The 14,764-nt window shown below is 45.2% G+C and carries 12 protein-coding genes and 3 rRNA genes; 4 read left to right on the plus strand and 11 right to left on the minus strand.

Translation table 11 applies throughout. From position 1 onward, the window contains the following. From NZ900_07895 to rrf, 3 genes are all read left to right on the plus strand, one after another. Positions 1-68, plus strand: a 16S ribosomal RNA gene (locus NZ900_07895); the annotation flags it as partial. A gap of 100 nt (positions 69-168) precedes the next feature. Next, positions 169-3,226: ribosomal RNA gene (locus tag NZ900_07900) — 23S ribosomal RNA — on the plus strand. A 54-nt stretch (positions 3,227-3,280) separates the two neighbouring features. After that, positions 3,281-3,397, plus strand: a 5S ribosomal RNA gene (gene rrf, locus NZ900_07905). Positions 3,398-3,464: 67 nt separating this feature from the next. Here the strand turns inward: rrf and NZ900_07910 are convergent. Beyond that, positions 3,465-4,301 carry a cyclase family protein gene (locus tag NZ900_07910; protein MCS7234006.1) on the minus strand — a complete coding sequence of 279 codons (837 nt, stop codon included), beginning with the start codon at positions 4,299-4,301 and terminating at the stop codon, positions 3,465-3,467. 121 nt (positions 4,302-4,422) lie between these two features. Between NZ900_07910 and miaB the strand changes: the two genes are divergently transcribed. Next, positions 4,423-5,745, plus strand: coding sequence for a tRNA (N6-isopentenyl adenosine(37)-C2)-methylthiotransferase MiaB (gene miaB, locus NZ900_07915; GenBank protein MCS7234007.1), 1,323 nt, complete (start codon positions 4,423-4,425; stop codon positions 5,743-5,745). On the opposite strand, the gene NZ900_07920 is transcribed toward miaB, so the two are convergent. The 10 genes from NZ900_07920 to NZ900_07965 all read right to left on the minus strand — a co-directional run bounded on the left by NZ900_07920 (position 5,731) and on the right by NZ900_07965 (position 14,747). Beyond that, the gene (locus tag NZ900_07920) at positions 5,731-6,153 is read right to left on the minus strand and encodes an MOSC domain-containing protein (protein MCS7234008.1); all 423 of its coding nucleotides are present in this window, start codon (positions 6,151-6,153) and stop codon (positions 5,731-5,733) included. The genes miaB and NZ900_07920 overlap by 15 nt on opposite strands. Continuing rightward, the gene (nifU, locus tag NZ900_07925) at positions 6,089-6,526 is read right to left on the minus strand and encodes a Fe-S cluster assembly scaffold protein NifU (protein MCS7234009.1); all 438 of its coding nucleotides are present in this window, start codon (positions 6,524-6,526) and stop codon (positions 6,089-6,091) included. The genes NZ900_07920 and nifU overlap by 65 nt, the downstream gene beginning before the upstream one ends. A 21-nt stretch (positions 6,527-6,547) precedes the next feature. After that, a complete protein-coding gene (nifS, locus tag NZ900_07930) occupies positions 6,548-7,714 on the minus strand; it encodes a cysteine desulfurase NifS (GenBank protein ID MCS7234010.1) in 1,167 nt (388 codons plus the stop codon). A 17-nt stretch (positions 7,715-7,731) separates the two neighbouring features. Continuing rightward, positions 7,732-8,136, minus strand: coding sequence for an Rrf2 family transcriptional regulator (locus NZ900_07935; GenBank protein ID MCS7234011.1), 405 nt, complete (start codon positions 8,134-8,136; stop codon positions 7,732-7,734). Between the two features lie 161 nt (positions 8,137-8,297). Continuing rightward, the gene (locus NZ900_07940; GenBank protein ID MCS7234012.1) at positions 8,298-9,605 is read right to left on the minus strand and encodes a TRAP transporter large permease subunit; all 1,308 of its coding nucleotides are present in this window, start codon (positions 9,603-9,605) and stop codon (positions 8,298-8,300) included. Further along, positions 9,602-10,087 (minus strand): TRAP transporter small permease subunit, encoded by a 486-nt coding sequence (locus tag NZ900_07945; GenBank protein MCS7234013.1) that lies wholly within the window; start codon positions 10,085-10,087, stop codon positions 9,602-9,604. The genes NZ900_07940 and NZ900_07945 overlap by 4 nt, the downstream gene beginning before the upstream one ends. Positions 10,088-10,186: 99 nt before the next feature. Continuing rightward, positions 10,187-11,254, minus strand: a complete 1,068-nt coding sequence (locus tag NZ900_07950; GenBank protein ID MCS7234014.1) for a TRAP transporter substrate-binding protein — start codon at positions 11,252-11,254, stop codon at positions 10,187-10,189. Between the two features lie 148 nt (positions 11,255-11,402). Beyond that, positions 11,403-12,005, minus strand: coding sequence for a bifunctional 4-hydroxy-2-oxoglutarate aldolase/2-dehydro-3-deoxy-phosphogluconate aldolase (locus NZ900_07955; protein ID MCS7234015.1), 603 nt, complete (start codon positions 12,003-12,005; stop codon positions 11,403-11,405). Further along, a complete protein-coding gene (locus NZ900_07960) occupies positions 12,005-13,477 on the minus strand; it encodes an altronate dehydratase family protein (protein ID MCS7234016.1) in 1,473 nt (490 codons plus the stop codon). The genes NZ900_07955 and NZ900_07960 overlap by 1 nt, the downstream gene beginning before the upstream one ends. Then, positions 13,449-14,747, minus strand: coding sequence for a tagaturonate reductase (locus NZ900_07965; protein ID MCS7234017.1), 1,299 nt, complete (start codon positions 14,745-14,747; stop codon positions 13,449-13,451). The genes NZ900_07960 and NZ900_07965 overlap by 29 nt, the downstream gene beginning before the upstream one ends. Positions 14,748-14,764: the final 17 nt, after the last annotated feature.

A 14,764-nucleotide genomic window follows, 5' to 3' on the forward strand; every position in this document is an offset into this window, starting at 1 on the left:
GCCTGGTGAGGGGGGTGAAGTCGTAACAAGGTAGCCGTAGCGGAAGCTGCGGCTGGATCACCTCCTTTCTAAGGAGAATTTAGGTGTGTAAGCGAGGGCCTTCCATGATGCCTTATGTATAAAATTCAAGGTCTGCACCTTGGCAACTGAATAGGGAGTGAAAAAGGGGTTTAAGGTACTAAGGGCACACGATGGATGCCTTGGCACCAGGAGGCGATGAAGGGCGTGGCAAGCTGCGATAAGCCTCGGGGAGCCGCAAGCAGGCGTTGATCCGGGGATTCCCGAATGGGGCAACCCACCGAGTAGGAGACTCGGTATCCCACCGTTAAGGTGGGAGGCGAACGAGGGGAAGTGAAACATCTCAGTACCCTCAGGAAAAGAAATCAAAAGAGATTCCCCAAGTAGTGGTGAGCGAACGGGGAAGAGCCTAAACCTCACCTACGTGATAGGTCCTGGCCGTTGTAGGTGGGGGGTCGTGGGAAACACCTGGGCTCGTCCAGGGATAGAGCCGGGGAGTTACAAAAGGTTACCTTAGCCGAACCGTGTTGGAAAAGCGGACCATAGAGGGTGATAGTCCCGTAGGCGAAAAGGTAAACCTCTCCCTGAGGTGTTTTCCCGAGTAGGGTGGGACACGCGGAATCCTGCCTGAATCTGGGGGGACCACCCTCCAAGGCTAAATACTACCTGGTGACCGATAGCGCAGTAGTACCGTGAGGGAAAGGTGAAAAGAACCCCTGGCGGGGAGTGAAATAGAACCTGAAATCGTGTGCCTACAAGCAAGTGGGAGGGTTGAAATGAATCTGGCCCGTTGGGCAGGTTCATGGATGCCTGACTGCGTGCCTTTTGCAAAATGAGCCGGTGAGTCACGGTATGTGGCAAGGTTAAGAACCGGGAGGTTCGGAGCCGTAGGGAAACCGAGTCCGAATAGGGCGACTTAGTCGCATGCCGTGGACCCGAAGCGTGACGATCTACCCATGCCCAGGGTGAAGGGTAGGTAAAACTGCCTGGAGGCCCGAACGGTTTAGTGCTGAAAAACTATCCGATGAGGTGTGGGTAGGAGTGAAAAGCTAATCGAGTCACGTGATAGCTGGTTCTCCCCGAAATGCATTGAGGTGCAGCCTCACGGCGTGAGTACCGGAGGTAGAGCACTGGATGGATGAGGGGCCCGGAGGGGTTACCGAGTCCAACCAAACTCCGAATGCCGGTACTTGGACCGTGGGAGTGAGGACACGGGGGATAAGCTCCGTGACCGAGAGGGGAACAGCCCAGACCGTTGGCTAAGGCCCCTAAGTGTGTGCTAAGTGTGTAAAGGATGTGGGGCTACTGAGACAGCCAGGAGGTTGGCTTAGAAGCAGCCATCCTTTAAAGAGTGCGTAAAAGCTCACTGGTCGAGTGGCTCTGCGCCGAAAATGTAGGGGGCTTAAGCACACTGCCGAAGCCACGGGATCATGTGCTCTGCCGTGGGCACGTGATCGGTAGGGGAGCGTTCCCAGCGGGCTGAAGTTACACCGTAAGGTGTGGTGGACTGCTGGGAAGTGAGAATGCCGGCATGAGTAACGAGAAGCAGGTGAGAATCCTGCTCGCCGTAAGCTTAAGGTTTCCTGGGGAAGGTTCGTCCACCCAGGGTTAGGCGGGACCTAAGGTGAGGCCGAAAGGCGTAGCCGATGGGCAGCCGGTTGATATTCCGGCCCCACTTCCAAACCGTTATCACCGATGGGGTGACGCAGAAGGTTAGGCTGAGCGGGTGGATGGTAGAGCCCGTCCAAGGGTGTAGGGGGAGGGAATAGGTAAATCCGTTCCCTCGTTAACCCTGAGGCCTGATGGGGAGCCCTCTTCGGAGGGCGAAGCAGCTGATACCACGCTGCCAAGAAAACCCTCTAGGGAGGTTTGGGAGTGCCCGTACCGCAAACCGACACAGGTAAGCGGGTGTAAAGGCACCAAGGCGAGCGAGAGAACCCTCGCTAAGGAACTCGGCAAGTTGGCCCCGTAACTTCGGGAGAAGGGGCGCCCACATGTAGGTGTAGGTCCTCGCGACTGAGGCCGAAGTGGGTCGCAGAGAACAGGCCCAGGCGACTGTTTATTAAAAACACAGGTCTCTGCAAAGGGGTAACCCGATGTATAGGGACTGACGCCTGCCCAGTGCCGGAAGGTTAAGGGGAGGGGTTAGCTGGGTTGTTAAACCCAGTGAAGCTCCAAACCGAAGCCCCGGTAAACGGCGGCCGTAACTATAACGGTCCTAAGGTAGCGAAATTCCTTGTCGGGTAAGTTCCGACCTGCATGAATGGCGTAACGATCTGGGCACTGTCTCAGCGGGGGGCTCGGTGAAATTTTAGTCCCGGTCAAGATGCCGGGTACCCGCAGCTGGACGGAAAGACCCTGTGGAGCTTTACTGCAGCCTGACATTGGGTTTTGGCGTGACATGTAGAGGATAGGTGGGAGGCTGTGAAGCCTGGGCGCCAGCCTGGGTGGAGCCATCCTTGGAATACCACCCTTGTTATGCTGAAGCTCTAACCTGCCCAAGTTTATCCTTGGGGGGGACAGTGTCTGGTGGGCAGTTTAACTGGGGCGGTTGCCTCCTAAAGGGTAACGGAGGCGCCCAAAGGTCACCTCAGCACGGATGGCAATCGTGTGTAGAGCGCAAGGGTATAAGGTGGCCTGACTGTGAGGGGGACGCCCCGAGCAGAGAGGAAACTCGGGCCTAGTGATCCGGCGGTTGAGCGTGGGATTGCCGTCGCTCAACGGATAAAAGTTACCCCGGGGATAACAGGCTAATCTCCCCCGAGAGTTCACATCGACGGGGAGGTTTGGTACCTCGATGTCGGCTCGGCGCATCCTGGGGCTGGAGAAGGTCCCAAGGGTTGGTCTGTTCGCCCATTAAAGCGCTACGTGAGCTGGGTTTAGAACGTCGTGAGACAGTTCGGTCCCTATCCGCTGCGGGCGCAGGATGCTTGAGGGGAGCTGCTCTTAGTACGAGAGGACCAGAGTGGACGGACCTCTGGTGTACCAGTTGTGCTGCCAGGCGCATCGCTGGGTAGCCATGTCCGGAAGGGATAAGCGCTGAAAGCATCTAAGCGCGAAGCCCACCCCAAGATGAGGCATCCTATCGCAAGGTGGGAAACCATCTTGCGGGTAAGGTATCCGGGAGACTACCGGGTAGATAGGCCGGGGGTGTAAGCCCAGTAATGGGTTGAGCTGACCGGTACTAATATACCGAGGCCTTAAACCTCTTTTTCTCTCTCCCTATTCAGTCGCTAAGGTGTAGACCTTGAAAAAAAGGTCCTTTGGTGGTTATAGCGGAGGGGAAACACCCGGTTCCATTCCGAACCCGGAAGTTAAGCCCTCCAGCGCCGATGGTACTGCTCGGGCGACCGGGCGGGAGAGTAGGTCGCTGCCAAGGGGCCTTTTATTTTTATAGATTGATTAAGGGGAAGGACCCTCTTTAGGAGTCCTTCCCCTTAAGTTTTTTACTCAGGAACTATAGCAAATACCCTTGCTGGAAAACCAGAACCGCCCTTAGGTTTCGGAGCTGTAACTACAACTAAAGCTCCATACTCAGGAACCTTGTCCAGATTAGTTAGAAGCTCTATTTGGTAGCAATTTTTCCCCAAAACGTAGGCTTCAAGCGAGTAATCTCCCTTCGATGTCGCTATTCCTGGATCTGTGTCAGTTGTTTCATGTCCTATGGCTATTGCTTTTCTTTCCTCAAAGAGGTATTTTAACACATCCATGCTCCAACCCGGATAGTGAGCCACACCTTTCTCATCCTTGTTTTGCATAGCCGCTTTGTCTGGCCACCTTTTAGACCAGTCAGTCCTTAAAGCTACAAATGCCCCTTCCGGTATAGGTCCGTATTTCGCTTCCCAGGCTTTGATGTCTTCCATGGTGACCTGGTAGTCAGGGTTTTTAGCCACCTTTTCATGAACATTTATGACGACAAGGGGAAGAAGCATCTCTTTAACATCTATTTGATCGATGCTTCGCAAACCCTTGTGAAAGTGACATGGCGGATCCATGTGTGTTCCCCACTGTCCAACGTGGGAGAAATATTCAGCGAAAAAGCCATAACCCATCTTTGCTTCTACTCCCTCTCCCTTAGCATACCAGTAAAGTATCTCTCTTTTAGCTTCTGGGAAGCCAGGCCAATGAGGTATCTTCTCATCGAAAGCATGTGTTAGATCGACAAACTTTGCCTTTTTAAGAACGTTGAAGTAAAGCTCATAAAAGCTTTTAGGCTTCTCCTGAGCGAAGGCTGTTGTCCCGATGATCGTGATTCCAATGATTATCGCTAAAATCTTTTTCATTTGAACATCACCCCCCTTATCTATAAAATTCTACTAGAAGGGGTGAGCTTAGCAAGACCTTTAAGAGCTCTTGTGGTAAAATTTATTATCGCGAGTTTTAAGTGAGGGGTGATGTTCTCAAGTGAGATTTGAGAGCTTTCATGTAATTACCTATGGGTGTCAAATGAACATGGCCGATAGCGAAAGGATAAGAGGAGTATTGCTTCAGCATGGGCTTAAAGAAAAGGATAGTGAGGAGGATGTAGATTTCCTCGTTTTAAATACCTGTGTGGTCAGAGATAAATCTGAAAAGAAGGTTTATGGAAAGCTTGGAAAGATAAAAGTGCTCTGGGAGAGAAATAAGAGGCCCCTGGTTGCTGTATGTGGTTGTATGGCTCAAAAAGAGGGGAAAAAGCTTTTGGATAGGTTTCCTTTTGTTGTTCTTGTTATGGGGCCATCCTCCTTAGCTCGTCTTCCTGAGGCTTTACTTAAGATAGAGAAGGGAGAAAGGCTTCTTTTTCTTGATGATGAGAAGCTCATGGATATAGAGAAGCTTCCTGCCTCAAGATGTTCTCCTTTTAAAGCCTGGATACCTATAACCTATGGTTGTAACAGGTTCTGTACCTACTGTATAGTTCCATTTACGAGAGGGCCGGAGCGAAGCAGGCATCCTGAATCTGTTTTAAAGGAAATAGAGGAGTTAGCTTCCAAGGGTTATAAGGAGATAACCTTGTTAGGTCAAAGCGTTGACTCTTATGGTAAGGATTTACCCTTTAAGTATACTCTTGCAGATCTATTGAGGGATATAGAAAAAGTAGACGGCATCAAGTGGGTTCGCTTTACCACATCTCATCCCCTTGACTTTTCCGATGAGCTTATAAAGGCGATAGAAGATTGTTCCAAGGTTTGTGAGCACTTTCACATACCGGTTCAGTCGGGATCGACAAAGATACTTGCGAGAATGGGAAGGGGATACACGCGTGAGGATTACCTTAGGCTTATAGAAAGGCTAAAGAGCAAGTTTCCCCAGCCTGAAGCAAGCTATACGACCGATATAATAGTTGGTTTTCCTGGTGAGACCGAAGAGGACTTTATGGATAGCATGAGGCTTGTTGAGGAAGTAAGGTTTGATATGGTATATACTGCTATATATTCTCCTCGTCCGGGGACCTTAGCTGCTACTTTTCCAGATCAGGTCCCCGAGGATATAAAGAGCAAGAGAATAAATAAGTTGAATGAGCTTGTTGCTTCTGTCGCTAAGGAAATTCATAAGGAGCTTGAAGGTAGAACGTATGAGGTTTTGGTAGATGGCTTTGCGCCAAAGGATGATATGCTTCAGGGAAGGACTCGCGCAAATAGAATAGTTGTATTTAAGGGGGAGGAGTCTCTTATAGGTAGCTTCGTTAAAGTTAAGATAGTTAAAGGAGAAACATGGGCTCTTTTAGGAGAGCTAGTTTCCCCTTAGTATCTTTATCTCGTCTCCTGGTTTGACCTCTCCGCTTTCGATTACTTTAGCGAATATTCCCTTTCTTGGCATTATGCAGTCTCCTACTTCCTTGTATATGTTACACTTTGAGTGACATCTTTTACCTATATGGGATACTTGAATCGTTGCTTCCCCTACCTTTATTAGCGTTCCTATCTCTATTTCAGATAGGTTTAGTCCATCGAAGGTTATATTTTCTGCGAAATCCCCAGGATTCCTTCTAAAAGCTTTAACATCTTCTAGGGAAAGTAGACTTACTTCCCTTTCCGTTCCTGAGTGAGCATCTCCCTCGACTCCCAGATCTTTAACGAGCTTTATCTTTTCAACAGGAGTCTTTGAGGTTCCTTTCTTGAGCGATATGTTCGTTGATATCACCTTTCCTATCATAGATGATCCCCCTTCTTTTATAATAGTCTTGGATTGCTGCCTTTATTCCTTCCTCAGCCAATAGAGAGCAATGTATCTTATGTGGAGGTAATCCTCCTAGCGCCTCTGCTACATCCTTGTTTGTGACCTTAAGGGCTTCCTCTAAGGTTTTTCCCTTTACCATCTCTGTTACCATAGATGAGGTGGCTATCGCTGCTGCACAGCCAAAGGTTTCAAACTTTATATCCTCTATCCTTCCATCCTTTACTTTTATATAGATTTTCATTACATCCCCGCACTTTGGGTTTCCTACTTCGCCAATCCCATCTGCGTCCTCTATCCTTCCAACGTTTTTAGGGTTCATAAAAAGCTCTATAACCTTTTCAGTATACAGTTTGACTCACCTCTCTTTCTCTTAAACCTTTTTCCCATAGGGCGATATCCTTCTTAACTCCTCTACTATTTTCTCTAGATTATCTAAGGTGTAGCCTATGTCTTCTTCCGTAGTATCCTTGCCTAGGGTTAACCTCAGGGATCCATGAGCCACCTCATGAGGTATTCCCATAGCTAGGAGGACATGGCTTGGTTCAAGCTTGGCGCTTGAGCAGGCTGAACCTGTTGAGGCCCCTATTCCCACTGCATCTAGCCTTAGGATGAGGGATTCTCCCTCTATGTATTTAAAGCAGAAGCTTGCATGGAATGGCAGGCGTTTATGTCTGTGGCCTGTTAGCAAAGTATCTGGAATCCTATTTAATACCCCATCTATTAGCTTGTCTCTAAGATTTTTAACTCTCTCCTCATCTCCATTTTCAAGCCTTTTAAGGGCGAGCTTAGATGCTGCCCCAAGGCCGACAATACCTGCTACATTTTCTGTTCCTGACCTTAAACCTCTTTCCTGACCTCCCCCGTGAATTAGCGGTGTAGGTCTTAATCCTTTTCTAATGTAAAGCGCTCCAACCCCTTTAGGACCATACATCTTGTGGGCTGATATAGTTAGCATATCTATATTAAGTTCCTTTACGTTAACCGGTATGTGGCCAACCGCTTGAACTCCATCTACATGAAAGATTATACCCTTTTCTTTACATATCTTACCTATCTCCTCTATAGGTTGTATAGTTCCTACCTCATTGTTTCCAAACATTATGGAGACGAGTATGGTGTCGCTTTTTATAGCGTTCTTTAAGTCCTCCACTTTAACGCTTCCATGTTCATCTACCGGAAGATAAGTTACTTCAAAGCCCATCTTCTCTAGCCATTCGCACACCTCTAACACAGCGTGATGCTCCACCTGAGAGGTTATTATATGTTTTCCTTTATCCTTTAAGGCGAAGGCGGTACCCTTTATCGCTAGGTTATTTGATTCGCTTCCCCCTCCAGTAAATACTATCTCTCCAGGTTCGGCAGATATAAGGTTAGCAACCGAGGCACGAGCCTCTTCGATAGCTTTTCTTGCTACCCTTCCCCAGGTATGTAAGCTGTTCGGATTTCCAAAGTTTTCCTTTAGAAAGGGAAGCATCTCTTCTAATACCTCTGATGCTATAGGTGTCGTTGCTGAATGATCTAAATATACCCTTTTCATTTTATATTACCCTCCCTTCACTTTAAGAGGTCACTTAGCTTTCTACTATCCAAAACTTTCCAGAAAGCCTCCTTTAGCTCTACCCATAAAGGTCTTGTTTCGCAACAATTTGTTCTAGGGCATAAGGATGGATTATCAACGCATGGGACAAAGGAGGTATCTCCCTCAAGGGCCTTAATTATATCTGATATTTTTATACTAGAAGGATCTTTTACTAAGGTGAAGCCTCCACCTTTTCCTCTGCTACTTAAAACGAGCCCGCTTGAAGAAAGCTTTAGCATTATGTTTTCAAGATATCTAAGGGGTATGCCTTGTTTTTCAGAGATCTCCCTAAGGGATACAAAGCTTTTATCCTTATTCTTAGCAAGCTCTATCATCGCTCTTAACCCATATCTTGATATGGTAGAAAGCTTTATACTCATTTTTCTCACCTCTTACGTTATAAATACTATAATAATTATGATAAAAAGTCAAGGGAAAAATGCAAGAGCTTTTTGCGATTTTTGTAAGGGGTGTTGAGTTAAGCTTTGAGGAATTTTACTCATAGGCTCAAGAAGGCATTGCCTTCTTGAGCCTATTTTATTTAAACCCTTCCTAGGGTTCTTACAAACCACATTATGGTGCTTGGGAATATCATGGTTATAATTATGGCTAAAACCATAAGTATTATAAAAGGGACCACGCTTTTATATATCTCCTCCATTGATATATGTTCGGCTACTCCTTTAAAGTAGTATAATCCTAGTCCCACTGGGGGTGTTAAGTAGGAAACTAGAAGAAGGGAGCAGAAAACGACCCCCCACCATATGGGATCGTACTTTAATGCTACTATAGCTGGAGTTAGTATAGGCGTCATGATCATCGTTATGGATACAGGGTCAATGAACATGCCTAAAAAGAGGATCACCGCTGATGCGAAGACGATAACGGTTATCTCTGCTCCCGGAAGGGATGTCAAGAAGTTTACCATTAACCTTTTCCCTCCTATTCCTGAGAAGACCGAGCTAAAGGAGGATCCTGCTGCCATTATCCAACAAGCCATAGATGTAACCTTTAAAGTTACGATTAGGGAGTCGGTTAATACCTTTGCTGAGAGCTTTTTCCTTATAGCTACGTAAAATAGGCTTAAGAATGCTCCAACGCCAGAGGCCTCGGTAGGTGTGGCCATGCCTGTGAAGATGGAACCTAAGACTCCTAAGATTATTATTACCGGACCTATGATGAATCTTAAAGATGCTATTTTTTCCCATAGGGGGATCTCCTCTTCTATTACAGGTACCTTATCCTTATTAAATAGGCTCCAAACTACTATATAGGCTATGAATACTAAGGCCATTACGAGGCCAACGCCTAATCCACCTGCGAAGAGTTTCCCCACTGATACTCCAGCGACTGAACCATAGACTATCATATTGAAGCTTGGTGGGACTATTTGAGGGAGGCAACCTGCTGCTAGGATTGAGCCTATAGATAGCTTCCTATCATAGCCGTGCTTTTCCATTACAGGTAGAATTATGAGCGCTAAGGCTGATACCGCTGCTGCTATAACGCCAGACATGGCTCCTATAATGTATCCGAAGATGACGGCTATGATGGCTAGCGATCCTCTTATCTTGCCGAAGATATCGTATAAGGTTGTGAAGAGCTCCTCTGATACACCGCTCTTTTCAAGAAGCGCAGACATAAATACGAAGAGGGGTAAGGCTACTAAAGCCCAGTTGTTCATCAGCGTCCAAATCCCTTGAAATACGACATATAGTCCGCCCCATCCCCAGAAGGCTATCCCAAAGATTATGGATGTTAAAAAGAGCGCAAAGGCAACTGGCAGATTTAAAAGTATTATAGCAAACAGTGCTATAAACATTAAAAGTGGTGTAAAAGTTCCACTCATTTTATGGAAACCTCCTTCATTAAGGATATAGCTTGAAGTAATATCAATATTATGCCTATAACTGGAATCCACTTAAACCACCATATGGGTGGAGCGAACACTACTCCTAAGCTTGAATCTACCTCTCTCTGAACGAATGACTGGTAAGCTAATGGTAGGCTGACATAGATTATTATAAGACAGCAAGCTATGATTAAGATGTAGTTAATGATGTCAAGGGCTTTTCTGGCTTTCTGAGATAGCTTTTTATATATTATATCTACTGACACATGCCCCCCCTCTAAAAGGGTATATCCTCCTCCTAAAACGAATAGGCTACCGTAAAGCCAGACTGATACAAATATAACCCTTGCATCTGCTCTCCCTACGAAGTATCTTACTAAAACGCCATAGACCACTACGATGGTTAGTATCAAGCTTAAGTACATTAAGACCTTGCTTAATTTTGTGTTAAGTTTATTAATTATCTTCAACTTTATCACGCTCCTTAATTTAAGGATATTAAAAAGCCACCCAGGAAGCTACTCGCTTCCATGGGTGGCAATATGCATGGCTTGCTATAAATTAAGTGCTCTATAAGGTTATTTAACCAGCTCGGAAAGAGCCTTACTCCACTTTTCGTATCCTAACTCCTTCCAAAGCTTTATAAGCCTTAGGCAGAACTCTTTAGCTTCTGGGGATTTTGCCGCATAGTTAGAAAGTAGCTTTGCGCTAACTTCTATTACCTTATCCTGGTCCTGAGCCGGAAGCTCGCTTATTTTTGCTCCTGCAGCAATCCATTTCTGTCTGTATTCTTTATTAAGTTTTGCTACAAATTGGCTTCCCCATGGGTAGGTCTCGTTACATGCAGCCTTTATAGCTTCCTGATAGTTTTTGGGAAGCTTCTCCCAAACTGCCGGATTGACTACCAGGAAAGCATGAACCGCCGCCTCGCTATGTAGGTTAACTCCCTTGGTGGGCTCTAAGACGTTCTTAGCTACCTCATGGAACCCAAGTCTGTAGTTGGCAGTAAAGTCGGTCCACTCAAGGCCATCTATCGTTCCAAGCTGAAGTGCCTGATAAAGCTCACCAGCAGGCATCATGACAGCCTGGGCACCTAAAGCGGTGTAAAACTCAGCGGCCATTCCAGAGGCTCTGAAAATCTTCCCCTTTAGATCCTCGAGCTTAGCAATGGGCTTTCTGCATATGAGTATCTCAGGCTCACCGTAAATCATAGGAGCTATATACTGAACTCCAAATTTTCCAAAGGCCTTGATTATAATGTCTTCTGTAGCCTTAACTTGCTTGGCCTGCTCCTCAAAGTTAAATACAGGGCCAGGTCTTCCTCCCGCTAATGCCATCACGGCATCCTGTGCTGCTTTATAGTTAGTGTAGAATATCGCTGTTTCAACAACTCCCTTGGATGTGGCCTCAAGTATCTCCGTTACAGGGAATCCAAGTTCTCCTGCCTGAAAGGCCTCAATCTTGACCTTCCCACCCGTTTTTTCCTTAACTAGCTTTATGAAATAGTCTATTACTTCGAAAGCTGGGTCTCCCTTTACATAGAAGGTGGCCATCTTAAAATTAAATTCTTGGGCAAAGGCTGGAAGAGTAAGACAAAACACTAAACTTACTACTATGAGCAACATGCTACCTCTCAGAAACCTCATCCATCCACCACTCCCTTTTTATGTAATTTTTATATAACTATTCTAATTCTCAGTTTATAAGAAGCTTTATGAGATGTCAAGTCTGAAATTTTCAAAAAAAATAAAAGGGAGGACTTCATTGAAGTCCTCCCTTTTCCCTGAGGAATTGTTACTTTTTACACTGTCTTACTTTCTCCAGAAAGAGTTTGGCGTTTTCCCTTGGATTTCCTTTGGTTAGGTGTGTTCCAACTCCTATAGCGAAGGCACCTGCGTTAAACCACTCTTCTACGTTTTCTAGGCTTACTCCGCCGGTTGGCATGGCTTTGAACTCTGGGAATGGCCCTTTCATGCTCTTTATAAATACCGGCTTAAGTACGTCTCCAGGGAATATCTTTACGACCTCACATCCCATATTTTTCGCTTTAACGTATTCCGTAGGAGTCATTATGCCGGGAAAGTATGGGACTCCTGCCTCCTTACACACCTCATTTATCTCCTCTGATAGATGAGGACTGACAATATATTTAGCTCCTGCTTCGATGGCTCTCTTACATTGCTCCGCTGTTAATACTGTTCCTGCTCCTATAAGAGCATCCTTAAGCTCTTTAGATAGCGCTGATATGGCCTTTTCAGCGTCAGGCACGGTAAAGGTAACTTCGATTACTCTGATTCCTCCCTCATAAAGCTCTCTTGCGATTTGTAAGCATTTTTCCACCGACTCGGCTCTTAAGATTGCCACTATACCCTCTTCCCTTATCCTCTCGAGAGTCATCATAATATCACCCCGTCTTTAAAGATTGCTATTTCTTGAATACCTCTTTCCTCACCTTTGGTTTTCTTTCCGCTTGCTACGTTTATAATTAACTCTAGTAGTTCTTTTAATGCTTCTTCTACACTCTTTCCCTCGGCTATTTCGCCAGCGTTATAATCTATCCAGCTAGTCTTTCTCTTGTAAAGCTCGCTATTAGTAGATATCTTTATGGTTGGGACTACAGCCTCAAAAGGGGTACCCCTTCCTGTAGTAAAGAGTATCATCGTGGCTCCGCTTCCAGCCAAGGCTGTTGTGGAGACCAAATCGTTTCCCGGTCCGAATACTATATTTACTCCGCTTCTTTTTGCTCTCTCACCATACCTTAGAACATCGGTTACCTTATTACTGCCGCTTTTCTTAACAGCTCCTAAGGATTTTTCCTCTAGCGTCGTTATGCCACCCTTTATGTTGCCTGGAGAGGGATTTTCAGAGACCGGTTGATTGTATCTCGTGTAGTAGTTTCTGAACCAGGTTATAACTTCAACGAATTTGTCGAAGGTTTCCTTATCCTCAATTCTCGAAATTATATCTTCCTCTGCTCCAAATATCTCTGGGATTTCACTCATTAAGACCGTTCCACCATAATAGGTTATATAGTCAGATACTTTACCTACAAGAGGATTTGCGGTTATACCTGAGAGAGAATCGCTTCCTCCACATTTCACACCTATGGTGAGTGAGCCTATGGGGCATTGAACCCTCTCCGTACGCGCTCTTTCAGCTACTTCAAAGAGGGCTTTCGATAAGGCTTCGCTTTCATCGTTGACAGCCTGAAGCATAAGAAAAGCTACGTTTGGATGGTTCTTTAGTTCATCCCTTAAATAGGCTAGCTGTAGGTTTTCACATCCAAGCCCGACGATGATTACTCCTCCTGCATTTGGGTTTTTGGCTAAACCTAAGAGGATGTTTTTTGTCATTTCCAGGTCTCCCCCAAGCTGAGAGCAACCGTAAGGGTGAGATAAGACCTTGATGTCGTCTATCCATTCGGGCTTCTTAATCGAGCATGCGAAGTCCTTTAAGACCCCATTTATACATCCCACTGTGGGTATTATCCATATTTCATTTCTTATTCCTACTTTTCCATCCTTTCTTTTAAACCCCCAAAAGCTCTTTTGAGGTAGATCTATCTTTATTTCCCTTAACTTTTTTTCCTGCCACTTTGGCTCCCACTCAGGTTTAAGAAGGGTTTTTACATTATGCGTGTGAACCCATTCTCCAGCCCTAATGTCTTGAGTTGCTTCTCCTATAGTACTATCGTATTTTATTATCTTTTCTCCCATCTTTACATCTCTTAAAGAGAATTTGTGTCCCCTTGGAATATCGTTTAATAGGATGAGCTCCCCTTCCGAAAGCTTTAATATTTCCCCCTTGCTTATATCTTCTAAAGCTACCGCAACGTTATCGCTATCTCCAAGCTTTATATATCTTCTCAAGGGATGAGAGCACCTCCCTTTTAAGGTCTTCGTTAAGATTGGGGAAGAAGCTTTCTATTATGCTTCTTAAGTCCCTTCCTTTGAGCTCTTCAAAATCGGAAAGCTTAAAGGGCCCATTGGGTAAATCCTTTACTCCATCTTTGCATGTGTAAAGCTCAGCCATATAAGCTATTGATTCTATCAACTTGCTTGGAAGCTTCCCGAACTTTCTATAGTAATCCTCAAGGGTTGGTCTTAAACGGGTATTTACCTTGCTTATAGAGTTTAAGGCTATGGTTCTTAAGCTATGCTTTAGCGCCGGATTCTTGAATCTCTCTAAAACGTCATCAGCATATTTGTGAGTTTCCTCATTGTCCGCTAAGGCTGGAACTATTTCTTCGTGAATCAGCTCCTTAATCCATTTACCGAACTTCGGATGTTCAACAAAGTCCCTAACGAATTCTATGCCGTTAAGTAGCCCTACGGGAACCATCGATGTATGAGAACCGTTTAGTATCCTTACCTTTCTTTCTCTATAAAACTTGAGATTGTCGGTTAAAATGACGTTAAGTCCTGCTTTATGGAAAGGTAGAATCTCAAATAGCGAGGGATCTCCTTGAATAACAAAGAGGTGGAAGATTTCTCCGCTTGTTAAGTTTAAATCTCTTTCCCCAATCTTTTTAAAAACCTCTTCAGCTACATCCTCCGGAAAGCCTGGTACTATTCTATCAACTAAAGTATTATAAAATTTACATTCATCAAGATACTTAAAGAAATTCCTGGGGTATTTCCAATCTTCCGCGTATTTTATAACGCACTCCTTTAGCTTTTCTCCATTATTATCTATAAGCTCAAGGGGAAGTATGTAGAGGGGGGGGAGTCCCAACCTGAATCTCTCGTAAAGTATATGAGTTAGCATAGATGGATAGTTTTCAGGTCTTTCCATCTTTTTATAAAATATGCCGGCCTCAGTCGTATTGGAGACCACTACTTTAAGCTCTGGTATCCTTCCTGCCTTAAGCAGTTTCTCATAGTTTTCGAAGGGATTAACACCATCCTTTATGACCTCTACCTTGTCTATAACTTCCTTGTATTCTCCATTAATGTATCCCCTTAAAAGTACATGGTATTTTCCGTTTGCTTGAAGTAAATCTTTTACTTTACCTTGGGGGATAGGTTGGACTAAAAATACCTCATTTTCTGCGCCCGTTATCTCATTTATCTTCTGAACCATCCAATCGAAGAAAGCTCTTAAGAAGTTTCCCTCGCCGAATTGAAGGATGGTTATCATATCTATGCCCTCCCTTT

Source organism: Synergistota bacterium (assembly GCA_025060595.1).
GTDB lineage: Bacteria > Synergistota > GBS-1 > GBS-1 > GBS-1 > 42-11.

What these genes read in the sequence shown, in the direction of transcription:
- NZ900_07920 (MCS7234008.1), bottom strand. Translation starts at nt 6,153, where the DNA reads ATGATAGGAAAGGTGATATCAACGAACATATCGCTCAAGAAAGGAACC.
- NZ900_07965 (MCS7234017.1), bottom strand. Translation starts at nt 14,747, where the DNA reads ATGATAACCATCCTTCAATTCGGCGAGGGAAACTTCTTAAGAGCTTTC.
- nifS (MCS7234010.1), bottom strand. Translation starts at nt 7,714, where the DNA reads ATGAAAAGGGTATATTTAGATCATTCAGCAACGACACCTATAGCATCA.
- NZ900_07935 (MCS7234011.1), bottom strand. Translation starts at nt 8,136, where the DNA reads ATGAGTATAAAGCTTTCTACCATATCAAGATATGGGTTAAGAGCGATG.
- NZ900_07910 (MCS7234006.1), bottom strand. Translation starts at nt 4,301, where the DNA reads ATGAAAAAGATTTTAGCGATAATCATTGGAATCACGATCATCGGGACA.
- NZ900_07950 (MCS7234014.1), bottom strand. Translation starts at nt 11,254, where the DNA reads ATGAGGTTTCTGAGAGGTAGCATGTTGCTCATAGTAGTAAGTTTAGTG.
- NZ900_07955 (MCS7234015.1), bottom strand. Translation starts at nt 12,005, where the DNA reads ATGACTCTCGAGAGGATAAGGGAAGAGGGTATAGTGGCAATCTTAAGA.
- NZ900_07940 (MCS7234012.1), bottom strand. Translation starts at nt 9,605, where the DNA reads ATGAGTGGAACTTTTACACCACTTTTAATGTTTATAGCACTGTTTGCT.